16 protein-coding genes are annotated in these 22,077 nt (G+C 73.0%); 2 read left to right on the forward strand and 14 right to left on the reverse strand.

The window, feature by feature from the left end; translation table 11 throughout:
- Positions 1-303 precede the first annotated feature (303 nt).
- Positions 304-1,014, forward strand: coding sequence for a transcriptional repressor LexA (gene lexA, locus ACIRL2_RS01925; RefSeq protein WP_402229620.1), 711 nt, complete (start codon positions 304-306; stop codon positions 1,012-1,014).
- 95 nt (positions 1,015-1,109) lie between these two features.
- On the opposite strand, the gene ACIRL2_RS01930 is transcribed toward lexA, so the two are convergent.
- From ACIRL2_RS01930 to ACIRL2_RS01970, 9 genes are all read right to left on the reverse strand, one after another.
- The gene (locus ACIRL2_RS01930; RefSeq protein WP_402229449.1) at positions 1,110-3,152 is read right to left on the reverse strand and encodes an ATP-dependent DNA helicase; all 2,043 of its coding nucleotides are present in this window, start codon (positions 3,150-3,152) and stop codon (positions 1,110-1,112) included.
- A 108-nt stretch (positions 3,153-3,260) separates the two neighbouring features.
- The gene (locus ACIRL2_RS01935) at positions 3,261-4,211 is read right to left on the reverse strand and encodes an SGNH/GDSL hydrolase family protein (protein ID WP_395869356.1); all 951 of its coding nucleotides are present in this window, start codon (positions 4,209-4,211) and stop codon (positions 3,261-3,263) included.
- Positions 4,212-4,328: 117 nt separating this feature from the next.
- Positions 4,329-5,186 (reverse strand): carbon-nitrogen hydrolase family protein, encoded by an 858-nt coding sequence (locus ACIRL2_RS01940; protein WP_402229453.1) that lies wholly within the window; start codon positions 5,184-5,186, stop codon positions 4,329-4,331.
- Between the two features lie 87 nt (positions 5,187-5,273).
- Positions 5,274-7,136: an IucA/IucC family protein gene (locus tag ACIRL2_RS01945; protein WP_395869359.1), complete on the reverse strand. Its 1,863-nt coding sequence runs from the start codon at positions 7,134-7,136 to the stop codon at positions 5,274-5,276.
- Entirely contained in the window at positions 7,060-8,529 is a 1,470-nt protein-coding gene (locus tag ACIRL2_RS01950) for a lysine N(6)-hydroxylase/L-ornithine N(5)-oxygenase family protein (protein WP_395869361.1), read from the reverse strand. The genes ACIRL2_RS01945 and ACIRL2_RS01950 overlap by 77 nt, the downstream gene beginning before the upstream one ends.
- Positions 8,526-9,203, reverse strand: coding sequence for a GNAT family N-acetyltransferase (locus ACIRL2_RS01955; protein ID WP_395869363.1), 678 nt, complete (start codon positions 9,201-9,203; stop codon positions 8,526-8,528). Before ACIRL2_RS01955 ends, ACIRL2_RS01950 begins: the two co-directional genes overlap by 4 nt.
- Positions 9,204-9,231: 28 nt before the next feature.
- Positions 9,232-11,028 carry an IucA/IucC family protein gene (locus tag ACIRL2_RS01960; protein WP_395869364.1) on the reverse strand — a complete coding sequence of 599 codons (1,797 nt, stop codon included), beginning with the start codon at positions 11,026-11,028 and terminating at the stop codon, positions 9,232-9,234.
- Positions 11,029-11,179: 151 nt separating this feature from the next.
- The gene (locus tag ACIRL2_RS01965) at positions 11,180-12,745 is read right to left on the reverse strand and encodes a pyridoxal phosphate-dependent decarboxylase family protein (RefSeq protein ID WP_402229458.1); all 1,566 of its coding nucleotides are present in this window, start codon (positions 12,743-12,745) and stop codon (positions 11,180-11,182) included.
- Positions 12,742-14,310 carry a diaminobutyrate--2-oxoglutarate transaminase gene (locus tag ACIRL2_RS01970; RefSeq protein WP_402229460.1) on the reverse strand — a complete coding sequence of 523 codons (1,569 nt, stop codon included), beginning with the start codon at positions 14,308-14,310 and terminating at the stop codon, positions 12,742-12,744. Before ACIRL2_RS01970 ends, ACIRL2_RS01965 begins: the two co-directional genes overlap by 4 nt.
- A gap of 211 nt (positions 14,311-14,521) precedes the next feature.
- Between ACIRL2_RS01970 and ACIRL2_RS01975 the strand changes: the two genes are divergently transcribed.
- Complete coding sequence (locus ACIRL2_RS01975) at positions 14,522-15,604, forward strand: trypsin-like serine peptidase (protein ID WP_395869370.1); 1,083 nt, start codon at positions 14,522-14,524, stop codon at positions 15,602-15,604.
- A 101-nt stretch (positions 15,605-15,705) separates the two neighbouring features.
- On the opposite strand, the gene hflX is transcribed toward ACIRL2_RS01975, so the two are convergent.
- From hflX to ggt, 5 genes are all read right to left on the reverse strand, one after another.
- Complete coding sequence (gene hflX, locus ACIRL2_RS01980; protein WP_395869372.1) at positions 15,706-17,211, reverse strand: GTPase HflX; 1,506 nt, start codon at positions 17,209-17,211, stop codon at positions 15,706-15,708.
- Between the two features lie 224 nt (positions 17,212-17,435).
- Positions 17,436-18,149 carry a DUF4097 family beta strand repeat-containing protein gene (locus ACIRL2_RS01985; RefSeq protein ID WP_395869374.1) on the reverse strand — a complete coding sequence of 238 codons (714 nt, stop codon included), beginning with the start codon at positions 18,147-18,149 and terminating at the stop codon, positions 17,436-17,438.
- Between the two features lie 224 nt (positions 18,150-18,373).
- Positions 18,374-19,117, reverse strand: coding sequence for an SCO6745 family protein (locus tag ACIRL2_RS01990; protein ID WP_395869376.1), 744 nt, complete (start codon positions 19,115-19,117; stop codon positions 18,374-18,376).
- Between the two features lie 111 nt (positions 19,118-19,228).
- On the reverse strand, positions 19,229-20,083 hold the full coding sequence (gene dapF / locus ACIRL2_RS01995; RefSeq protein ID WP_402229464.1) for a diaminopimelate epimerase: 855 nt from the start codon (positions 20,081-20,083) through the stop codon (positions 19,229-19,231).
- A 128-nt stretch (positions 20,084-20,211) separates the two neighbouring features.
- On the reverse strand, positions 20,212-21,999 hold the full coding sequence (gene ggt / locus ACIRL2_RS02000) for a gamma-glutamyltransferase (protein WP_402229623.1): 1,788 nt from the start codon (positions 21,997-21,999) through the stop codon (positions 20,212-20,214).
- Positions 22,000-22,077: the final 78 nt, after the last annotated feature.

The following is a 22,077-nucleotide window of genomic DNA, read 5'->3' on the forward strand; positions in this document are numbered from 1 at the left end:
GCCGGCCGCGTGTCGTGGCACACGAGCCACGGATGCCACATATCGGGCAGTCGAAACGAGCGTTTTCCCCGAGCCGAATTCGAATGTATGTACGATTACTACAGCGGGAACCGAATGATCGCCACTGGATTGGCCTAAATTCACTCGAACGTGTGTTTGGCGCAACCTTTCGAACCCGACTACCGTTCTCCACGTGCGAGCAATCCGTCGAAAGGGCCAGCCGTGACCGGAGAAGCCACCGGAGCCATCCACCCCGGAATCCGCACCGAAAGTCTCCCCGTGAAACACCCGCACAGCACCACCGTGCCGCCTCCGGCGCCCGCCCCGGGCACCGAGAACGGGCAGGTCCAGGGTGGTTCGACGCGGCGTCCGGCGGGGGGGCTGACGCCGCGCCAGACCCGTGTCCTGGAAGTGATCCGCACCTCCGTGGAGACACGCGGATATCCGCCGAGCATGCGCGAGATCGGCGAGGCGGTCGGCCTGTCGAGCACTTCTTCCGTCGCGCATCAACTGATGGCCCTGGAACGCAAGGGCTATTTGCGCCGTGATCCGCATCGCCCGCGCGCCTATGAGGTGCGTTCGCCGGACGGCGGTCGCCCGCTCGCGCCGGCCGGGCCGCACGCCGAACGCGGTGCGCAGGCCGCGTCCTACGTGCCGGTGGTCGGTCGGATCGCGGCCGGTGGCCCGATCCTGGCCGAGCAGTCCATCGAGGACGTGTTCGCGCTGCCGCGCCAGCTCGTCGGCGACGGCGACGTGTTCCTGCTCAAGGTGAGCGGCGACTCGATGATCGAGGCCGCGATCATGGACGGCGACTACGTCGCGGTGCGCCGCCAGCCGGTCGCCGAGAACGGCGACATCGTCGCCGCGATGATCGACGGCGAGGCCACCGTCAAGCGTCTGCGGCACCGGGACGGGCACCGCTGGCTGATGCCGCACAACCCCGCCTACGAGCCCATTCCCGGAGACGAGGCGACCATCCTGGGCCGCGTGGTGGCCGTCATGCGACGGGTCTGAGATGACCGGGGACATCGACATACCGGCAGCGGGCGGTCGTACGGCGAGAGTTCGCCGTACGACCGCCCGTCTCGCGTTCGCGACACGGTGACGCTTCAGGCGCTGTCGTCCTTGTCGATCGCGGCCAGCGAGCGGCGCACCTGATTGCGGTCCTCGGTGTACCACAGCGGCGGCATCGAGGACCGGAAGAACCCGCTGTAACGGGCGGTGGCCAGCCGCGGATCGAGCACCGCCACCACGCCCCGGTCGTCCATCGCCCGGATCAGCCGGCCGGCGCCCTGCGCCATCAGCAGCGCGGCGTGCGTGGCCGACACCGCCATGAAGCCGTTGCCGCCGTTCTCCTGCACCGACTGCGCCCGCGCGCTCATCAGCGGGTCGTCCGGACGCGGGAACGGGATGCGGTCCATGACCACGAGTTGGCAGGACGGCCCGGGCACGTCCACGCCCTGCCACAACGACAGCGTGCCGAACAGGCACGTGCGCGGCTCGGCCGCGAATCGCCGCAACAGCTCCGCCAGCGAGTCGTCGCCCTGGCACAGGATCGGCATCTCGAGCCGCTCGCGCAGCGCCTCGGTGGCCGCCTCCGCGCCGCGCCGCGAGGAGAACAGGCCCAGCGCCCGCCCGCCGGCCGCCTCGATCAGCTCGGCGAGCTCGTCCAGGGTGTCCGCGCTCATCCCGTCCCGGCCCGGCGGCGGCAGATGCCGCGCGACGTAGAGGATGCCCTGCCGGGGGTAGTCGAACGGCGAGCCCACGTCCAGGCAGCGCCACGCCGCCAGGTCCGCGTCGGTATCCGGGTCCGCGTCCTCGTCCGGCTCCTCGCCGTCCCCCGGATGCACCGCGACCTCGGTGGGCACCGGCGCGGGCTCGTCGGTGAGCAGCCCCTCGGCGGTCAGCCCCAGACTGCCCGCCACGCCGCGGAAGTCACCGCCGAGCTTGAGCGTGGCCGAGGTGAGCACCACGGTGCGGTCGCCGAACAGCGCCTCGCGCAGCAGCCCGGCCACCGCGATCGGCGCCACCCGCAGACAGGCGCCGGTGCGCTCGTTGCGCTCCAGCCAGATCACATCGTGCGGCGAGCCCTTGAGGATGCGCTCGCAGGTGTCGTGGATGTGCTCGACGCCGGCCAGCGCCTGCCGCCGGGCCGCGTCCTCGTTGCTCAGCGACTTGTCCCGGACCTCGCCCAGCGAGGTGATCACGCCCCGGCTCGCGTCGCGCAGCGCGGACACCGTCCAGCCCAGATCCGGGTCCACCTCGCGCAGTCGGCCGGGCTCGCGCCCCTCCATGGTCTTCTTGAACGCCTCCGAGGCGGCGTCCAGGTTGTCCACCGCGCCCTCGTTGGCCAGCTTGCCCGCGCGGCGCGCGGCGCGGTCCACCGCGCTCAGGCTCAGCTCGGCGGTGGCCACCCCGGTGGCCCGGCCGGCGAACTCGTGCGCCTCGTCCACGATCAACAACTCGTGCTCGGGCAGCACCGGCGCGTCCTCCAACGCGTCGATGGCGAGCAGCGCGTGGTTGGTGACCACGATGTCGGCCTGCTTGGCCCGCTCCCGCGCGGCCTCGGCGAAGCAGTCGTCGCCGTACGGGCAGCGCGAGGCGCCCAGGCACTCGCGCGAGGACACCGACACCTGGGCCCAGGCCCGGTCGTTGACGCCCGGGCTCAGGTCGTCGCGGTCGCCGGTCTCGGTGTCGTCGGCCCACTCGCGCAGCCGGACCACGTCCTGGCCCAGCCTGCTCGTGGGCGCCGGGTCGAAGAGCACCTCGCCCTCGTCCGGCGGACCGTCGTGCAGCCGGTGCAGGCACAGGTAGTTGCCGCGGCCCTTGAGCGTGGCGAAGGTCGGCGAGCGGCGCAACATCGGCCGCAGCGCCTCGACCGTGCGCGGCAGGTCGCGCTCGACCAGTTGACGCTGGAGCGCGAGCGTCGCGGTGGCGACCACGACCTTGCGCCGCGCGGCGAGCGCGGGCACCAGGTAGGCCAGGGACTTGCCGGTGCCGGTACCCGCCTGGACCAGGAGGTGTTCGGCACGGGCCACCGCGCCGGAGACGGCCTCGGCCATGGACACTTGTCCGGGCCGCTCCGCTCCGCCGACGGCGGCAACGGCGGCGTGCAGGAGTTCGGTCAGCTCGGGACGGTCGGAGTCGCTCATCGGGCGACAAGCCTAGATGCTCCGACCGACATCGCCGACCGCGCGGCCCGCTTCGTCCGGCTTCTCCCGCGAGGTCGTGTCCCGGTGTCGGGCCCGCCCGGACCCGGGTCAGCCGAGCTTGGCGAGCACGGCCTTGGACATGCCCTCCTGGCCGAGCGCGTTGGGGTGCACCTGGGCGCCGGGCGACTCGGGCTTGATGCCCTCGATCCACTTGGTGCCGACCGGCCGGCACACGTCGTGGCCGGCCGAGCCGGCGTAGGTGTCCACGTACTCCGCGCCCTGCTTGGCCGCCTCCTTGGCGATCATGTCGTTCAGCGCCGGCACCACCTTGCGCAGGTAGGGCAGGTCGCCCTCGGCGACCGGGACCTGGGCGGGGCACGAGGGACCGCTCTCCGGCAGGATCGTGGGATAGCCCACGACCAGGATCCGGGCCTTGGGCGAGCGCTCCTTGATCCCGGCGATGGTGGCGGCGATCTTCGGCGCGGTGTCCGCGATCCGCTTGGCCAGCTCGTCGTTGCCGCCGCCGGCGTACTTGTCGGTGCACGGCTGGGTCGAGGTGGTGCTGCGGCTCTGGATCACGCACGTCGTGACGATCTCGGAGAAGCCGATGTCGTTGCCGCCGATGCCCAGGGTCACCAGCGCGGTGTCCGGGCGCAGCGCGTCGAACTGCGGCGGCGGCGAGCCCTGGGTCTGCTGACCCGCCGTCATGTCCGGGGTCCTGGCGCCGCCGCAGGTGACGTCGACGAAGCCGGCGATGTTCTTCTGCTTGGCCACCAGGTGCGCGTAGTTGCTCTCCGAGCGGCTGCACCCGGGCGGCGCTGTGGGCACGATCACGGGTATCTTCACGCCCGCCGCGTACGAATCGCCGAGCGCGACATAGGTGGCCCCGCTCGCGGCAACCGGCAGCGCGCTCGGCGCGGTGCCCTTGTCCGCCGCCGGCACGCCGGCCTTCTTGTCGGCGGACGCCGCCTTGTCGTCGGAGTCGTCCGAGCAAGCGGACAGCGCGACGAGCGCCGTCAGCGCGGCCAGACCCGCGATCGCCCTGCGAGTTGTGCGCACGTGCGCTCCCCTCCGTCGTGCCGGCTCCCGTTACCCGTCGGTAGGTCCCGGTCCGGTGAGACTAGGGTTTCCCGCGCGCGGTTTCCAGCATCCGCCGGTCACGAGCCGGTGCGGGTTTCAGTCCAGCTTGATCGTCTCGCGCCGCTGACCGGTCCCCGGGCGCCGGGACGCGGGCAGGTCCTCCAGCATGGTCAGGCACTCGCGCGCGGCGTCGATCTCGATGTCCTGGAAGGTCGCGGCGACCACGTCCACCCGTTCCCCGTCCGCCTCGATCACCACCCGTCCGTCCGGCCCGTACACGCCGCTGCGGCCGCACGCCGGGCCGAGCACGGTGTCGCCGATGTGGTTGGCGACCACGGTGTAGCAGGTGTTCTCCAGGGCCCGGGCGGCGAAGTACAGATCGCGGCGGTGTTCGCCGTCGCCGCGCGTGTAGACCCCGGGGCACAGGTACGCGTCGCATCCGTCGTGCACGGCGGCGCGTACGTGCTCGGGAAAGCTCACGTCGTAGGCGCTGCCCAGGCCCAGACGCCAGCCGGCGATCTCGATCGTGCAGCCGTGGTCGCCCGGGAGGAACAGTTCGCGTTCGTCGTGCCACAGGTGCTGGCGGTCGTAGGCCACGTGCGCGTCGCCGTCGCGGCCGATCACCACGAGCGAGATGGTCCGCCCGCCCGCGCGGCGCACCGCGGCGCCGACCACCGCGACCGTACGGGTGGCGTAGCAGGCGGCCTGGAGTTCACCGAGCCGGGTGTCGCCGGGCACGATGTCGCACGGTTTGACGTCGGGTCGGAACAGGTCGAGGTCATAGCCCGACAGGAACAGTTCCGGCAACACCACGACATCGGCACCGGCCGAGGATGCGAAGCGCACGAGTTGCGCGGCCGTGGCGACATTCGCGGGGATGTCACCCGGCCGCGCCTGGGCCTGTGCGGCGGCGACCCTCAGCGGTTGCCTCGCGTTTTCGGCGACGTCGGTCACCCGCCGCATTCTGGCATCGTGATGGGGATCACACCATCGGCAAACCGGACAGGTTGTTCGCGACCCGGTCGCGGCGTGCGGTGCGCCTCACATGCACAGCGCGTTGGGCACGCTCCCGTGCGCGCCCACGTGCGGACGCGTGGGGCGGTCCCGGTAGCCGTCCAGAAGCAACCGATTGCGGTTCAGGCACAGCCGCTCGATCCGCGGGGTGAGCAGGTCGAACAGCTCGTGCCGGTCCTTGAGTTCGGGGAACGCCGCCTGGTGGTCCAGGATCTCCTCGCGCACCAGCGCCCAGAAGCCCTCCTGCGGGACGCCCAGGTGTTGGGCCGCGAGATCGGCCAGGTAGCGGTGGTGGCCGACCAGCAGCGCGGCGTGGATGAACTGGCACAGGTAGTCCGGCCGTTCCCGAAGCAGCACCGCGGCGACCTCGACGGGCAGTTCGGCCAATTCGGGCAGCGGCTGATCGCTGATGTTGACGTCGTCGACGAAGTCCTTGATCGCGAGCCGGACCGGGACGTCGTGCTCGTCGAAGACCACGATCGCGTTCTCGCCGTGTGGGGAGAACACCAGACCGTACTTGTACAGGCAGTGCAGCAGCGGCGGGAGCAGCGCGTGGAAGAGCCGGCGCAGCCACACCCGGGGCGCCAGTTGCGAGCGTTCGATCAGTTCGGCGACGAACGGCCGGCCGTCCGGGTCCACGTGCAGCAGCGACGCCAGCGTGCGGGCGCGTTCGCCCGGGTCCAGGCGCGGGGCCAGTGGTTCGCGCCAGATCGCGCCGAGCAGTTCGCGGTACTGGTAGGGCACGCCCGGCAGTTCCTCCAGGACCGGGTGGCGCACGGTGACCGACGCGGTCTCGCCGAGCATGATCACCCGGCACTCGTCGCGCAGGAACGGGTCCGCGTCGCGCAGCCCCAGCACCCAGTCGGTGACGGCGGGCGCGGCCAGCGTGCGTTCGCTGGGCAGGCCGCGCCACACCAGTGTGTTCAGCACCGACAGCGGCAGCTTGACGGTGCGCCGGGCGGGCCGGTCCAGGTTCAGGAAGGTGCGCACCGACTGCTGCGCGAGGTGGTGATCCTCCGCCTCGCCCAGTGCGATGATCGCACCGGCGGCGATCTGCGGCGCGAACAGCGTCGCGATCGTCTCGTCCCACTGCCACGGGTGCACCGGCAGCCAGTGGAAGTCGTCCGGGTCCCAACCGTGCGCGGCCGGCACCCGACGAAAGCGCTCGATCGTCTCCGGGTCCAGTTCCTCGGCGTACAGCCGCGCCCGGTCCAGCCCGGGCACCGCGCGGTAGACGGCCAGGTCCCGGTGCACCGCGATCCACGGCAGCCGCAGCGGACGTCGCGCCTCCGGCGGGTATTCGCGCGCGTCGCTCGCCGAGAAGCCGACCCGGCCCTTGTTCGGCACGATCCACGGATGGCCGGTCTGGTGGCCCTCCAACTCGGCGTAGCCCAGGTCGGCCAGTGTCGCGGCGCTCTCCGCGCTCGCCGCGCTCGCCGCGTCGGCGGCCAGCGTCGCGGTCAACTCGCGCACCAGGTGGCCCGCGGTGTCCCCGCTCAGCCCGATCACGGTGTGCGCGTCCAGCAGGAACTGGAGCATGTCCTCTGCCGGGTCGGCGCCGCCCTCCCATTCGCGCACTACCGAGGCGGGGTCCACGTGCCAGGCGTCATAGGCGCCGCGCCGGGCCCGGAAGCGGTAGTGCACGTCGCCGGAGACGTCCACGGTGTAGGTGTCGCCGTCGGCGACGGGGCCGAGCAGTTCCTCGTAGGCGAACTCGGCGAGCGCCTTGGCGATCATGTCCCGGTTGACCCGGCGCCAGAGGTCCCGGTCACCGGCGGCGCCCGGTCGCGCGCCGGGGACCCGGGACGCGGGCTCAGGCGCGGCGGGTCGGGTGCCCTGGTGCGGCAGTTCGGCCTCGATGGGCCCCGCTGCCGGGTTCGACTGCGACATTGCGTACCTCTGCGGGGTCGGTCGCGCTCCGTCGGTGCGGCCGGCGCACGGGCTCGGTGTCGCCCGCGGCCAGGCCGAACGTGGTGAACGCGGTGCGGATCGGCAGCCGGTAGACCGCGCTGCCGCACACGGAGTTGAGAATGGTCGCGGCCCGGTGCGCGCCCAGGCCCAGGTCGGGTGTACCCACGCCGTGTGTGTGCAGCTCGGCGTTTTGCGCGTACAGCCCGCCGGTGACGTGCTCGGCGAGCTCGACGCGATGGTCCAGGTCGATCAACGGCCGGCCTGCGTCGTCACGCGCGATCAGGTCCTTGAGCGGATCCAATATCGCCGGATGCCGCGGCGCGTACCCGGTCGCCAGCACGACCCGGTCGGTGCGCACGGTGAAGGCGCGGTCCTGTTCGCCGTGCCGACAGCCCAGTTCCACCCCCTCGCCGGTGGTGCGCGCGGCGGTCACCGTGACATCGGGCATCAAGGTGGCGCGCACCCGCCCGCCCGCGATCCCGCGCTCGTAGAGCTCGTCGTGGATCGCGGCGATGGTGTCCGCGCTGATCGCCTTGTACAACTGCCACTGCTCGGGCACCAGGCGGTCGCGGACCGGCTCGGGCAGCGCGTGGAAGTAGCGCGTGTAGTCGGGCGTGAAGTGCTCCAGGCCGAGCTTGGAGTACTCCATCGGGGCGAACGCGGGCGAGCGGGTCAGCCAGGTCAGGCGCCGGTTCGGTCCGCGCCGGCGCAGCAGGTCCAGGAAGACTTCGGCGCCGGACTGCCCCGAGCCCAGTACCGTGACGTCCTCGGCGTCGGTGAGGTCGGCCCGGTGGCCGAGGTAGTCGGCCGCGTGCAGCACGCTCTCGCCGAGCAGGCGCGCGAACGGCTCCGGCACCACCGGCTCGGTTCCGATGCCCAGCGCCACGTGCCGGGCGTGCACGTGATGCCGCTCGCCGGTCCCCATGTCGCGGAACTCGACCCGGTACAGGTCGCCTTCCCAGCACACCGAGGCCACGTCGCTGCCGAACCGGCAGGCCGGCAGCGACTCGGCGACCCACCGGCAGTAGTGGTCGTACTCGCGGCGGGGCACGTGCAGCCGCTCGGCGAAGTAGAACGGGAACAGCCGGTCGTGCGCGCGCAGATAGGCCAGGAAGGACCACGGGCTGGTCGGGTCGACCAGGGTGACCAGGTCGGCCAGGAACGGCACCTGGAGCGTGGTGCCGTCCAGCAACAGCCCGGGATGCCAACTGAACGCGGGGGCCCGGTCCAGGAACAGCGTGCGCAGCGGCTCGACCCGGTCGGCCAGCGCGGCGAGCGCGAGGTTGAACGGCCCGATGCCGACGCCGACCAGGTCGTACACCACCGCGCCGGGATCGGGCGCCCGGCGCGGGGCGGGCAGGCGTTCGGTCACCGTCGGGCACCCGATTCCCGCACGCTGCGCGCTCGCATCATCAACGCGGCGGTCTTGTCCGGGAGTTCGACGTCGCCTGCGTGCCGGAAGCCGGCCCGGGCGAAGGCCGCCAGCGACGCGTGGTTGCGCACGTCCGGTTCGCCGACCACGCGCATCGTGTCGGGGGCGGCGCGCAGCACCAGTTCGGCGACCGCGCGCAGCAGCAGCGAGCCGATCCCGCACCCGCGCCGGGCCGCCGGGCCGACCAGCAGGTGGATCCCCACGTCGTGCGGGCGCGCGGGGTAGTGCCGGGCCAGGTCGTCCAGGTCGGCGCGATACAGCTCCCAGTAGCTGATCGGCTCGTCGTCCAGGCAGCCCAGGTAGGCGTTGGTGTGGGTACCCGCGGCCTGGGTCGCCAGGTGTCGGCGCACCACCTCCTCGTCCCCCGCCAACTCCCACCAGGGGGCGATGGCGGGGTCGTTCATCCACGCGTGCAGCAGCGCCAGGTCGCGCTTGGGGTGGATCTCGTGCAGCGAGAACCGGCCCACCGGAAGCGGGACCGCTCCCCAGCGCGCCGCCTCGGCGAGCGGTCCGGTCAGCCCCGCGCGCGGGTGCCGGGTGGCCAGGCGCACGGTCTCCGCCTCGGCGAGCGCCGGCTGATCGGTGGTGCGGGACGACAGGGATGACGGGCTCATACGGGGACGGAACCTCCTGGGACCGGGCTCACGCCGGGGCGTCGGCGAGCGGGTTGCGGATGTGCACGTAGATCGACTGCGTCGCCACGGGACCGACGAGTTCGTCGAGGCCGTGCAGTCGGGTCATCAGGTTGGCCTTGCAGCGCGGCCTGGGATCGGTGAGCAGCGAGCGCGCCGCGCCGGAGGTGGACGCGTGGCCGGCGAGCAACGCGCGCAGGCGGGCCAGCAGCACCGACTCCTCGACCAGGCCCTGCGCGCCGAACGCGCCGATCAGGCCGAGCAGGTTGTTCACGCCCAGGTAGTAGGCCAGCCGCTCGTCGGCGATCTCGTCCGCCACCACGGTGTCGCTGGCCACCCCCGCGGCGGGCAACCGGCGGGCCAGGTCGCCCGCGCGCGAGGCGCGGAAGTAGTAGCCCTGGTTGTCCCGGTAGCGTCCGCCCACCGGCAGGCCGTCCGCGTCCAACAGGACCAGGGTGTTCTGCTGGTGCGCCTCCAGCGCGATGCCCGCGTGCCGGTCCAGCCACAACACCGGTTCGGCCACCACCGCCAGGTAGCGCTCGAACCACTCCTCGGCGACCGAGGCCGGTGCCCGCCCGGTGCGCTCGGCGAGCGCGTGTACGTATCCGGCCAGCCGCGAGGGGCCGATCCCGGGCCGTTCGGCCACCAGCGCGGCCACGCACGAGACCCGCTGGTCGACCGCGAACGGATTGGCCCGCAGCACCAACTCCAGGCCGGCCGCGGGTCGGTCCTGGCGCGGGTACGACTCCGGCGGCGCCACCGAGATCCAGGCCGGGTCGCGGACGATGTCGAAGGCGGGGTGCACGGACCGCAGTTCGTGCTCCAGGCCGGAGCGCAGCAGGCGGTGCACCTCGATCCCGCGCAGCAGTTCCTTGGGCAGGTTCTCCCGGCGCGAGTTGGTGATCCGCAGGCCCAGCGAGAGCTTGAGCATCACCTCGGCGTCGGGCCGATAGACGGTGCGCACCGACGAGGTGGGATGCCACGGGGCGCCGGCCGGGCCCAGCGCGCGCAGCCGACCCGCGTCGAACAGCGCCCGCAGATGCGGGCGCTCGGGCAGGTCCCGGGCCTGCCACGGGTGGGCGGGCACCAGAACGGTGCCCGCGGGCGCGCGCAACTCGCCGGCGAACTCGGCGAGCACCTCGGCCGCCTCGCGCTCCAGCGCGCTGTCCTGCGCGACCAGGTCGGCGTCCGCGGCGAACCAGTGCAGCGCGAAGGAGCCGCGCAATTCCGGCGACCACGCGGCGTCCTCGTCCGGGTCGAGCCGGTCTCGGCTCTTGGGCGTGGGGTGCATCGGATGGCCCAGCACCAGTGACTGCTCGGCGGCCAGGAACGGCGCCGTACCGGGCGGGTCCTCGGGGTGCGCGCGGCGGTAGGCGATGTAGCGCTCGGCGCGGGTGACCGAGTCGGCCACCCGGATCGCGGTGTCTCCGCACGCCCCGCCGGCCTCGCGCGCCCCCGCGCCGGCCTCGCGCTCACTCGCCTCCTGCGCGCTCGCCTCGTCGCCCAACAGCAGCGTCAGCGTGACCGCGTTCAGCGGGCCCTCGTCGATCAGGCGCGGGGCGCCGAAGCGGTGCCACCCCGAGGGCGACCAGTAGTGCACCGGCACCGTCAGGGTCCGGCCGATCGCGGGCAGATCGATGGTCAGCATGCTCGACTCCGGCTCGGGCAGCGCGCGTTCGCGCACCCAGCAGCGGAGCAGGCATTCGACCGTCGCCCCGTCGGCGGCCCGCCGGGTGTCCGGCGCGTCGAGATGGTCCGTTTCGGGATCCGTCCGCACGGCGGACGGATCGGGACCCGCGATGGTCATCGCTGCTCCGTGTGGTGTCGATCGACCCGGTGGTCGATGCCCGTGTATGGGCGTGCTGTCGGGATATGGAGATTTCGACCCGTGTCGATTGTTTGGCGCGAAAGGTCGCAAACATGCGAGGCGCGCGGAACCGAGGATTGTTGACGGAGCGTCAGCCCACCGGGGCGCTTTCCGCGCGCCCCGCCTCGACCACTGCCGCGAGCAGCGCCGCCAGGTCCGTGCCGGTGGTGTTCGGGTTGAGCAGGGTGAGCTTGAGCCGGATCGCGCCGGGCCCCTCGCCCAGTTCGGTACGGCCCACCACCGCCCGCCCCTCGTGCAGCAGCCGACGGCGCAGCGCAGCGTTGACCCGGTCCGCCTCGGCCCGGTCCGCGGGTCTGCGCCCGTCGTACCGGTCGGGGAGGTAGCGGAAGACCACCGAGGTGAGCACCGGCTCCGCGACCAGTTCCAGGCGCGGGTCGGCGCGAATCAACTCCGCCGCGTGCCGGGCCAGATCGTGGCAACGATCGACCAGCTCGCCCAGCCCCGAGCGGCCCAGCGCGCGCAGGGTGACCGCGATCTTGAACACGTCCGCGCGCCGCGTGGTGCGCGGCGAGTTGCCCAACAGGCTGAGGTAGCCGGCCTGTTCGTCGTCGTCCGGATTCAGGTACGCGGCGCGCTGTGCGAGCGGGCCCAGCAGCGCCGCGTCGCGCACCAGGAAGACCCCGGCGGCGATCGGCTGCCAGCCCAGCTTGTGCAGGTCCAGACCCACCGAGTGGGCCCGATCCAACCCGACCAGCAGCGGCGCGAGCCGGTCCGAGAACAGCGCGCCGCCGCCGTAGGCCGCGTCCACGTGCAGCCACGCGTGCAACTCGCGGGCCACCGAGGCGATCGCCGGCAGCGCCTCGATCGCACCCAGGTCGGTGGTGCCCGCGGTGGCCACGATCGCCGCGATCCGGTCGTTGCCCGCCAGCACCCGCCGACCGGCCGCGGCCAGCGCGTCCGGGTCCATCCGGTGGTCGGCGCCGGCCGGCACGGTGACCACGGCGTCCTCGCCCAGGCCCAGCAGGCCCGCGCAGCGGCGCACCGAGAAGTGCGCGGCCTGCGAGCACAGGATCCGCCGCCGGCCCACCCCGGGCCCGGCGGTGTCGCGCGCGAGCAGCAGACCCATCAGGTTGGCCTCGGTACCGCCGCTGGTGATCGTGCCGCCGGCCACGCCGGGGGTGAAGCCGACCAGGCCCGCGAGCGCGGCGACCACCTCGACCTCCAGAGCGCTCGCCGCCGGGGCCTGGTCCCACGAGTCGAGCGAGGGGTTGAGCGCGGCGGCGACCAGGTCCGCCGCCACCGCGACGGCCAACGGCGGGCAGTGCAGATGCCCCGCGCAGTGCGGATCGGCCGGATCGGCCGTACCCCACGCCAGCAGCGCGGACAACTCGCGCAGCGCGGCGGACTCGCCCACCCCGATCACCGGCAGCGGGCCCGGACCACCGCCGGCCGCCCCGCGTGCGGCCGCGAACGCCCCCGCCGCACCCGCGCCCAACGCGCCCGGGCCCAGTACCCGGGCCACCTCGGCCGCGACCACGCCCGGACCACCCGCCGGCAGCGGCCCGCCCCGCGCGCCCACCCCGGCCTCCAGCGCGGACAGCGCGACCTCGACCAGCGCCCGCAGCTCGTCGGCTCCGGTGACCCCGCCCGCGAGCGCGGCCCCGACCGGATGTCCGACGTGCCGCGCGCCGCTCACGCCGACCCCGATCCGGCCGCCGTGCCCGAGTGGCCGGAGCGGGCCGCCTCGATCGCGTCCGCCAGCCGCTCCAGCACCGCGTCCGCCTGCACGTCGGTCATCGTCAGCGGCGGCAGCAGCCGCACCACGCTGTCGTGACGCCCGCCCAGTTCCACGATCAGCCCCCGGGCCAGCGCCTCGCGCCGCACCCCGATCGCCAACCGCGGCGCCGCGGGACGGGCCCCGCACGCGTCCGGGGCGGCGTCCGGCTCGACGATCTCCACGCCGAGCATCAGGCCGCGTCCGCGCACCTCCCCGATCGCGGGCTGATCCGGCATCAGATCGCGTAGCGCGCCCGCGAGTCGGGCCCCCAGCAGGGCCGCACGCTCGTGCAGTCGGTGCTCGCGCACGAACGCGATCGTCGCGGTGCCCGCGGCCATCGCGAGCTGATTGCCGCGGAAGGTGCCCGCGTGCGCGCCGGGCCACCAGCGGTCCAACTCGGCGCGGTAGACCACCACCGCCAGCGGCAGGCTGCCGCCGATCGCCTTGGACACGACCATCACGTCCGGCACCACGCCGGCGTGGTCCACACCCCACATCGCGCCGGTGCGGCCCAGGCCGGTCTGGACCTCGTCCGCGATCAACGCGATCCCGCGCTCGGCCGTCAGCCGACGCATCTCGCGCAGCCAGCCGTCCGGCGCGGGCAGCACCCCGCCCTCGCCCTGGACCGGCTCCACGATCATCCCGGCGGCGGCCGGCACTCCGCCGCCCGGATCCGTCAGCAGCGTGCGCGCGTAGTGCGCGGCGATCCGCTCGCCCTCGGCGCCGCCGGTGCCGAACGGGCAGCGGTAGTCCTGCGGGAACGGCAGCCGTACGGTGTCGCCGGTGCCCGCACCGATCGCGTCGCGGATCGCGGTGTCGCCGCCGACCGCGAGCGCCCCCTCGGTCATCCCGTGGTAGGCGCCGGTGAACGCGACCACCCCGCGCCGCCCGGTCGCGGTGCGCACCAGTTTCAGCGCCGCCTCCACCGCGTCGGTGCCGGCCGGGCCGCAGAACTGGATCCGGGCGTCGCGCGCCAACTCCGGCGGCAGCGTGGCGAACAGTTCCTCGACGAAACGGTCCTTGACCGGCGTGGCCAGGTCCAGCACGTGCAGCGGTGCGCCCGTGTCCAACACGCCCCGGATCGCGGCGAGCACCACGGGATGGTTGTGGCCGAGCGCGAGCGTGCCGGCGCCGGAGAGGCAGTCCAGATAGCGCCGGCCGTCGGCCCCCTCGACGGTCATCCCGCGCGCCCGCACCGGCACGATCGGCAACGATCGCGCGTAGGTGCGGGCCGAGGACTCGCGGGCTGCCTGCCGGCGCAGGATGCCCGGCCCGTCGGCAACCGGCGTGCCGGAGCGCTGCCGACCGATCCGCCCGGCATCCGAGGGCACGGTGTCGGCATGAGCGGTGTCGGCGGGTGCGGTGTCGGCATGAGCAGTGTCGGCGGGCGTGGTGTCGGCAAGCGTGGTGTCGGCGGGCGGCGCGGGTGACGCCGGGTCCTCGGTACCGGAGCGGTCGTCCGGCCTGGTCAGGGCGGCGGTCATGACTGCGGCACCTCCACAAGGGCGATCGGAATTAGGTAAGGCTTACCTTTAAATGACGACGGAAGGCAAAACCATCATCACAACGAGTGACTATCGCCGGATCGACGGCCCCTGCTGAAACAACGACCGAACCGCCGCCCGATCACGGCCGGCGCGCCCTCCGATACTGTCGGGCGGTCGAATACGGGGGCGCACACGGGGAGGTAGGCGCTTGACGCGCGGCGTTCGCACGCTGTTCGTCACGCTGACGGTGGCGGTGTCGCTGCTGGTGACGGGCACCGTCATGGCACTGACACTGGACGGCGCCGGCAACGACGACGGCAATGACAGGGCGCCGGGGGCGCTCGCGGATCCGGGCGATCCCGCGCACTGGACCCCGGAACGCATGAGCCGGGCCAAACCCCGGGACCCCAAGAGCGACGAGGGCCCACCCGCACCCGCCGCGGCCCCCGAGGAGCCGGACCCGCAGGCCACCGGCGGCCCCCTGCCCGACGTGCTCGCCGAGGCCAAGCCACCGCCCGTACAGGCCCGACCGATCGCCCGCCCGTACACCGGCGAGGCCGGCACCGTCGCCGTCGGCAAACTCTTCTTCGAGGCCCCCGACGGCCCCTCGGTCTGCTCCGGCACCGTGGTCGCCGACCCCAAGCGCCCCGGCCGCAGCAACCTGGTCTGGACCGCCGGCCACTGCGTCCACGCCGGCCGCGGCGGCACCTGGTTCGCCAGCCTGCAATTCGTGCCCGCGTTCAACAGCAGCGGCCAGGCCACCCTGGCCAACCTCGGCAACCCCGGCCCGGTCGCGCCGTTCGGCCAGTGGCCGGCGACCTCGGTCGCCACCTCCGAGCAGTGGCGCGCGGGCGGCACCGGCTCCACCTCACCGGCCACCGCCCACGACTACGCGGTGGTCGAGGTCAAGAACCCCGACCGCGGCACGCGCAGCCTGGAGGAGGTGGTCGGCCGCGCCCTGCCGGTCTGGTTCGACGCCCCGCGCGACCTCCCCGCCGCCAGTGCGTACGGCTACCCCCAGGACGCCCCCTTCGACGGCCTGACCATGTTCGGCTGCACCCAGGCCCCGCGCCGGGTGACCGTCGACCCGAACGCGCCGCCGCTGCTGCGGATCGGCTGCACCATGACGGCCGGCGCCAGCGGCGGCGGTTGGTACGCCACCGCCCCCGACGGCACCCTGCGGCTGATCGGCAACAGCGCGCTCAGCGGCGCCGGACACACCTGGATCGCTGGCCCCTACCTGGGCCAGGAGGCCCGCCGCATGCTGGAGGATCTGGGCGGCAAACGCTGAACGGACCACCGCACCCCGCGCCACTGCCGCACCCGGACACGACGAAGGCCCGGGCCACACACCGATGTCGGTGTGCGACCCGGGCCCGAAGGCTCCGAGGATCAGCGCTTGGCGACCACGAACCGCTCCAGCTCGGCCGCGAGTTGCCGGCCCACCCGGGCGTGCAGCCAGGTCCCCTCCTCGCGGTGCTCGGTGGCCAGCAGCTCACCGCTGCCGTGCACCTTGGCGACCAGATCGCCGCGCTCGTACGGCACGACCACCTCGACCTCCACGTCCGGACGCGGCAGTTCCTCGTCGATCAGCGCGAGCAGCTCGTCCATGCCCTGCCCGGTCCGGGCGGACACCACGATCGCGTGCTTCTCCCGACGCAACAGCCGCGCAAGCACCTCCGGATCGGCCGCGTCGGCCTTGTTCACCACCACGATCTCACGCACCTTGTGCGCCTCGACCTCGGTGAACACCTCGCGTACGGCCGCCAGTTGGGCCTCCGGCGTGGGGTCGGAGCCGTCCACCACGTGCAGGATCAGGTCCGCGTCGGCGACCTCCTCCAGGGTGGACCGGAACGCCTCGACCAACTGATGCGGCAGATGCCGCACGAAGCCGACCGTGTCCGCCAGCGTGTACCCGCGACCGCTGGGCGTCTCGGCCCGGCGCACCGTCGGATCCAGCGTGGCGAACAGCGCGTTCTCCACCAGCACGCCCGCACCGGTCAACCGGTTCAGGATCGAGGACTTGCCGGCGTTGGTGTAACCCGCGATGGCCACCGACGGGATGGCGTTGCGACGCCGCTCCTGCCGCTTGGTGTCCCGGGCCTTCTTCATGTCCGCGATCTCGCGGCGCATCTTGGCCATCTTCTCCCGGATGCGCCGACGATCGGTCTCGATCTTCGTCTCACCGGGACCACGCGTGGCCATCCCGCCACCGCCGCCGCCACCCATCTGGCGCGACAGCGAGGCACCCCAGCCGCGCAGGCGCGGCAGCATGTACTGCATCTGCGCCAGCGAGACCTGGGCCTTGCCCTCTCGGGACTTGGCGTGCTGCGCGAAGATGTCCAGGATCAGCGCCGTGCGGTCCACGACCTTGACCTTGACCACGTCTTCGAGCTGGATGAGCTGACCCGGGGTCAGCTCACCGTCGCAGACCACGGTGTCCGCGCCCGTGGCGATCACCACGTCGCGCAGTTCCCTGGCCTTTCCGGACCCGATGTAGGTCGCCGGGTCCGGCTTGTCACGGCGCTGGATCAGTCCGTCCAGCACCTGCGAGCCCGCGGTTTCCGCGAGCGCCGCGAGTTCCTTGAGCGAGTATTCGGCGTCGGCCGCGGTCCCGTCGGTCCAGACCCCGACGAGCACGACCCGTTCCAGGCGAAGCTGCCGGTATTCGACCTCGGTGACATCGGTCAGCTCCGTGGAGAGACCGGCGATTCGGCGGAGCGCGCTGCGCTCCTCGCGGTCGAACTGGTCGCCGTCGTAGTCGAGCGGACCGACCCCGACGTCATCGCCCGTTCCGAATCCGTCGAAGGCCGCTCCGTCGTCGAAGCCGTCGGCGTCGTCGAATGGGGGAGTCGAGTCCGTGTCGTCGTGTCCGGCGCGGTGTGAGCGAGAAGTCATATCGTCCTGTTCAACGTAGTCGGCGGGCCGCTCCATTCCCCGGGGCGGCCGTCACGATGGTCCCACGGCGGCCACCGCACGGGCATCCGGGTTTTCGGCGGGTTCGTCACGCGACGTCCGCGAACCCGGCCGGCTCCGGCCCGCCAGAGCCGCGGCCACGCCCCGGGCGCCCACTCGAGGCACCCTCTCGGATCCGCCGTGCGGGTCCACCGCGCGCCGCGACCTCACGAGGTGAGCAGTCGCGCCTGTCCCGCGTCGGTGTGCACCTTGATCTTGTGCTGCGACTGGTCGTTGCGCGAGACCTTCACGTCGGTGTCGCCGAGGGTGGTGGACACGTCCGCCGCGTACTGCTGCCCACCCGGGACACGCACCGTGGCCCGGCCCGCGTTGGTCTTGGCGTCCACGTCGGTGGGCGGCTTGGTGAAGGTCAGGTCGATCGACCCGGCGCTGGTCTGCGCGGTCACCTTCGCCGAGGTGACCCCCTCGCCGTCGATCTTGCCCGCGCTGGTGTGCAGGTTGAGCGTCCCGGTCACATCGCGCAGGGTCACGTTGCCGGCGTCGGTGCGGATGTCGAGCGCGGCGCCCCCGCGCGGAATGGTCACCTCGTACGCCACGAAGCAGGCCTTCTTGTTCGCGCAGTCGTAGTCCAGGACCAGTTGGCCGTTGCCGTCCACGTTGTGCGTGGTCGTCGGGGCCGTCTTGTCGTAATGCTGTTTCTCCGTCACCTTGACCGTCTTGACGTCGGCCTCGGTCACCTTGACGTTGCCCGCGTTGCTGTCCACCTTGATGGAGCGCACGTTCTGCGTGACGTCGTAGGACGTGGTCTTCTTCTCCGCCTCGTGGTCGTCGGTGTCCACGTTGAATTCGCACGCGGTGAGCACCAGCGGGAGCGCGACCAGCGGGGCCAACAGGGTCAGTCGGCGGGTGCGGGCAGACATGGAATCTCCTTGGGTCGGGGCGGGGTGCGCCGCCCGAACGCACGACCACTCCCCCGCTTTCCTGGTACCTCCCAGGCTAGGAATACCCGCCTCGTCCCGCGTCGGTCCGGCGTCGGGTAAGGCGGGTCCTTCCCTGGCAGGAGAGAGCCCCGAGGCGCTCCACCTCCAGGAAGGACCCGCCTAGGGGTTCTCCCGGACCCCGGTACCGGGACCCACCGCCCGCGTCAGTGCGCCAGGCGCGCGCCCAGGGCCGGCTCGAGGGCGGCGAAATCGGCCGCCTCGGCCTCGTCCAGGACCGCGTAGCCCGCCGCCACCAGCTCGTCCGTGAGCTCCTCCGCGGCCTCCCGCCGGGCCCTCAGCTCGGCCGTGACCTCGGGAAACGGCTTCCGGTGCCCGTAGAACTCCAGATACGGGCTTGCCTCGGCCGCCTGGGCCTCCACCGGTGCGAGACGATGCGCGGCCAAGGCCAGGATGTGCAGCCCGCCGCGGTGCTCGCGCAGCGTCTGGAGGTTCTGCGCGAGCGCGGCGGGCGCGTCATCCGGAAGAGGTACACCGCGCCAGGCCGAATAGAGCGGAGCCAGCCCACCCAGATCGTTGGCCCGCACGATCCGGGTGGTGATCGCGGCGAGTCGCTCCACCTCGGGCAGGTCGGCCAAGTGCTCGCGACCCCAAGCGCGCACGCAGTCCGCGTACAGCTCGCCGATCCGCGCGGGCGGCGCGACCTTACGGCCCGCCTCCCACAGTGGGATCAGGGTCTCGGCGGTGAAATGGTGGAAGGCGCGCACCACCGTCTCGTCGTCCGCGTCACCGAGCACCCCGCCGCGACCGGTGATGTACAGGGTCACGCCGTCCAGGCCCAACTCCGCGCCGCGCGCCACCGTGTTCGGCGCGAAGAAGAAGGCCCCGCCCGCCTGCACCGTCTTCTTCACCGCGCGGGTGGTGGCGCGTGCCGTGTCCAAGCTGCTCATGTCGGTGTCTCCCCATGACGGTATTGCTTGACCAGGTCATGCAAGACCTATCACGGGGCGCCGGGCGTGCACAGGTGCCCGATGGCGCCGGCGACATCGCCGGCCCGGATGTCACAACCGGGCGAGGTCGACCCGCCCCTCGGCGACGATCACGGCCGGGCCGGTCATCTCGATATGGCCGTCCACCCGCTCGGTGATCACCAGCCGACCACCGGGCACGTCCACCGTGTAGGTGACCGGCTCACCGGTGACGGCCGGCTCCGCACCGTCCGCCCGCGCCGCGGCGACCATCACCGCACACGCCCCGGTCCCACACGAGCGGGTCTCCCCGGATCCGCGCTCGTGCACCCGCATCGCCACGTGCCCCGGTCCCCGACGCACCACGAACTCGACGTTGACCCCTTCGGGGTAGGCCCCTTCCGGGGATACTGCGGGCGCCGTGTGGAGCGGGCCCGCCTGGGCCAGGTCCTCGACGAACACCACGGCGTGCGGGTTGCCCATGTCGACGTTGGTCGCGGGCCGCACCCGCCCCTCGACGTCCACCCCGATGCCCCCGGAGCCGGGCAGCCGGGCCACGCCCATGTCGACGGTGACCGCGCCCTCGCTCGGTACGGTGACCACCTTGATCCCACCGCGGGTGGCCACCCGCAGCTCGCCCGCCTCGGCCAGGCCGCGCTCGACCAGGTGCCGGGCGAACACCCGCACGCCGTTTCCGCACATCTGCGCGATCGACCCGTCGCTGTTGCGGTAGTCCATGAACCACTCGGCCTCGCCCGCCAGATGCTCGGCGGCCGGGTCCTTCGCCGCGCGCACCACGCGCAGCACGCCGTCGGCGCCGATGCCCGCGCGCCGATCGCACAGCGCGACGACCTGCTCGGCGGTCAGGTCCAGCTCGCCGTCCGCGTCCGGCACGATCACGAAGTCGTTCTCGGTGCCGTGGCCCTTGAAGAAGTGCAGAGTGCTCACCGCACCATCCTAGGCCGTGACCGCGAACGCCCCCGGCGGGTTTCCACCGGGGGCGCTCGGGCGTGGGAAGGGGGCGGGTCGGCGAGATTGAGGCCCGTTATCGAATGCCTCCCGCCCATCGGGCCCGATCAGTCGGGCCGGACCACACCCGCCGCGCCACCACCCCTGCGGGTCGGTTCCGCCACCGCCTGGACCCGGCCGCCCGGGAGGAACTCCAGTGCCGCGGCGGCGCCGATCTCCGGATTGGCCTTGAGCACGTGCCCGCGTTGCTCCAGGGCCGTGCGCAGCGAAGCCGGCACCCCGGGTTCGACTTCGGTGGCCGCTCCGTTGCGCTGGGACAGGCGCGGCGCGGCGACCGCCTGCGGCAGGGGCAGCCCGCGGTCCAGCCGCCCGGTCAGCACCTGGAGCACGGTGGTGATGATGGTCGCGCCGCCGGGCGAGCCGACGGCGATGAACGGCCGACCGTCGCGGAGCACGATCGTCGGCGACATGCTGCTGCGCGGGCGCTTGCCCGGCGCGGGCAGGTTGGGGTCGAACACGCCGGGGGTGAGCGGCGCGAAGTTGAAGTCCGTCAGTTCGTTGTTGAGCAGGAAGCCGCGCCCGGGCACGGTGATCGCGCTGCCGCCGGTCTGCTCGATGGTCAGCGTGTAGGACACCACGTTGCCCCAGCGGTCGGCGGCGACCAGATGGGTCGTGGACAGCCCCTCGATCGGCTCGGCCGCCTCGGGCGTGCCGGTGGGCCGGCAGCTCCGGTCGTACGGCGCGGTGGGATCACCCGGCGGGACCGGGCTCACCGCGGCGTGGTCGGGGTCGATCAGGCACGCGCGCTCCCGGGCGTAGCCGTCCGCAAGCAGGCCCCGGAGCGGTACGTCCACGAAGGCCGGGTCGCCGACGTAGCGGTTGCGGTCGGCGAAGGCGAGGCGGGACGCCTCCAGGTAGTGGTGCGTCGCGACGACCTCGTCCTGCCGGCGTGGGTCGGTGGTCTCCAGCATGTTGAGCGCCTCGCCCACGGTGGATCCGCCCGACGAGGACGGCGCCATGCCGTAGACGTCCAGCCCGCGGAAGTCGACACGGGTGGGCCGCTGGTCCAGGACCCGGTAGCGGGCGAGGTCACCGGTCTCGATCAGACCGGGCCGGAAGACCCGGTCCGCGCCGGGCGCCATCGGTGGTTGTTGGGCGGTGCGCACCACCTCGCGGCCGAGCCCGCCCCGATACAGCCAGTCCACGCCGTTGCGGCCGAGCTGCTCGTAGGTCCGGGCCAGGTCCGGGTTGCGGAAGACGCTGCCCACGACGGGCGGCTGTCCGTTCGGCAGGAACAGCTTCGCGGTCGGGGCGATGTCGTCGAACCGACTCGCGTTCGCCGCGGTCTGGTCGTGGAAGGTCTGGTCGACCACGAACCCGCGCTCGGCCAGTGCCCGGGCGGGCTCCAGGGCCGCGCGCAGGTTGGTGGTGCCCCACTTGCGCAGCGCGGTGTTCCAGGTCTGCGGGGTTCCGGGCACACCCACCGAGAGCCCCGAGTTGACCCCCTGGTCGAACGGGATCGGCAGCCCGGTGGCCGGGTCGAGGAACGCGCCCTCGCCCATCCGCGCGGGTGCCGTCTCCCGGCCGTCCAGGGTGCGCACGGTGCGGCTGCGGGCGTCGTAGTAGACGAAGTAGCCACCGCCGCCGATCCCCGACGAGTACGGCTCGGTGACGCCGAGCGCGGCGGCCGTGGCCACCGCGGCGTCCACCGCGTTGCCGCCGCGGCGCAGCACGTCCAGACCGATCCGGGTGGCGTCGGGGTCGACGCTGGAGACCGCACCGCCCCATCCCGTGGCCACCGGCTGCTTGGCCGGCGGGCCGCCCGACTCACCGGGGTGCGCGGACGCCACTCCCGGAATGGTCAACGCGAGCCCCAGCGCCGTACCCAGCGCCATGGCGCGACGAACAGAGCGGATCACGACCGCCTCCCCCGAGCAGGTTTGGGTGTGCCACGGACCCCCCACCGTGCCACG

The sequence above is a fragment of the Embleya sp. NPDC127516 genome, from assembly GCF_044765325.1.
GTDB lineage: Bacteria > Actinomycetota > Actinomycetes > Streptomycetales > Streptomycetaceae > Embleya.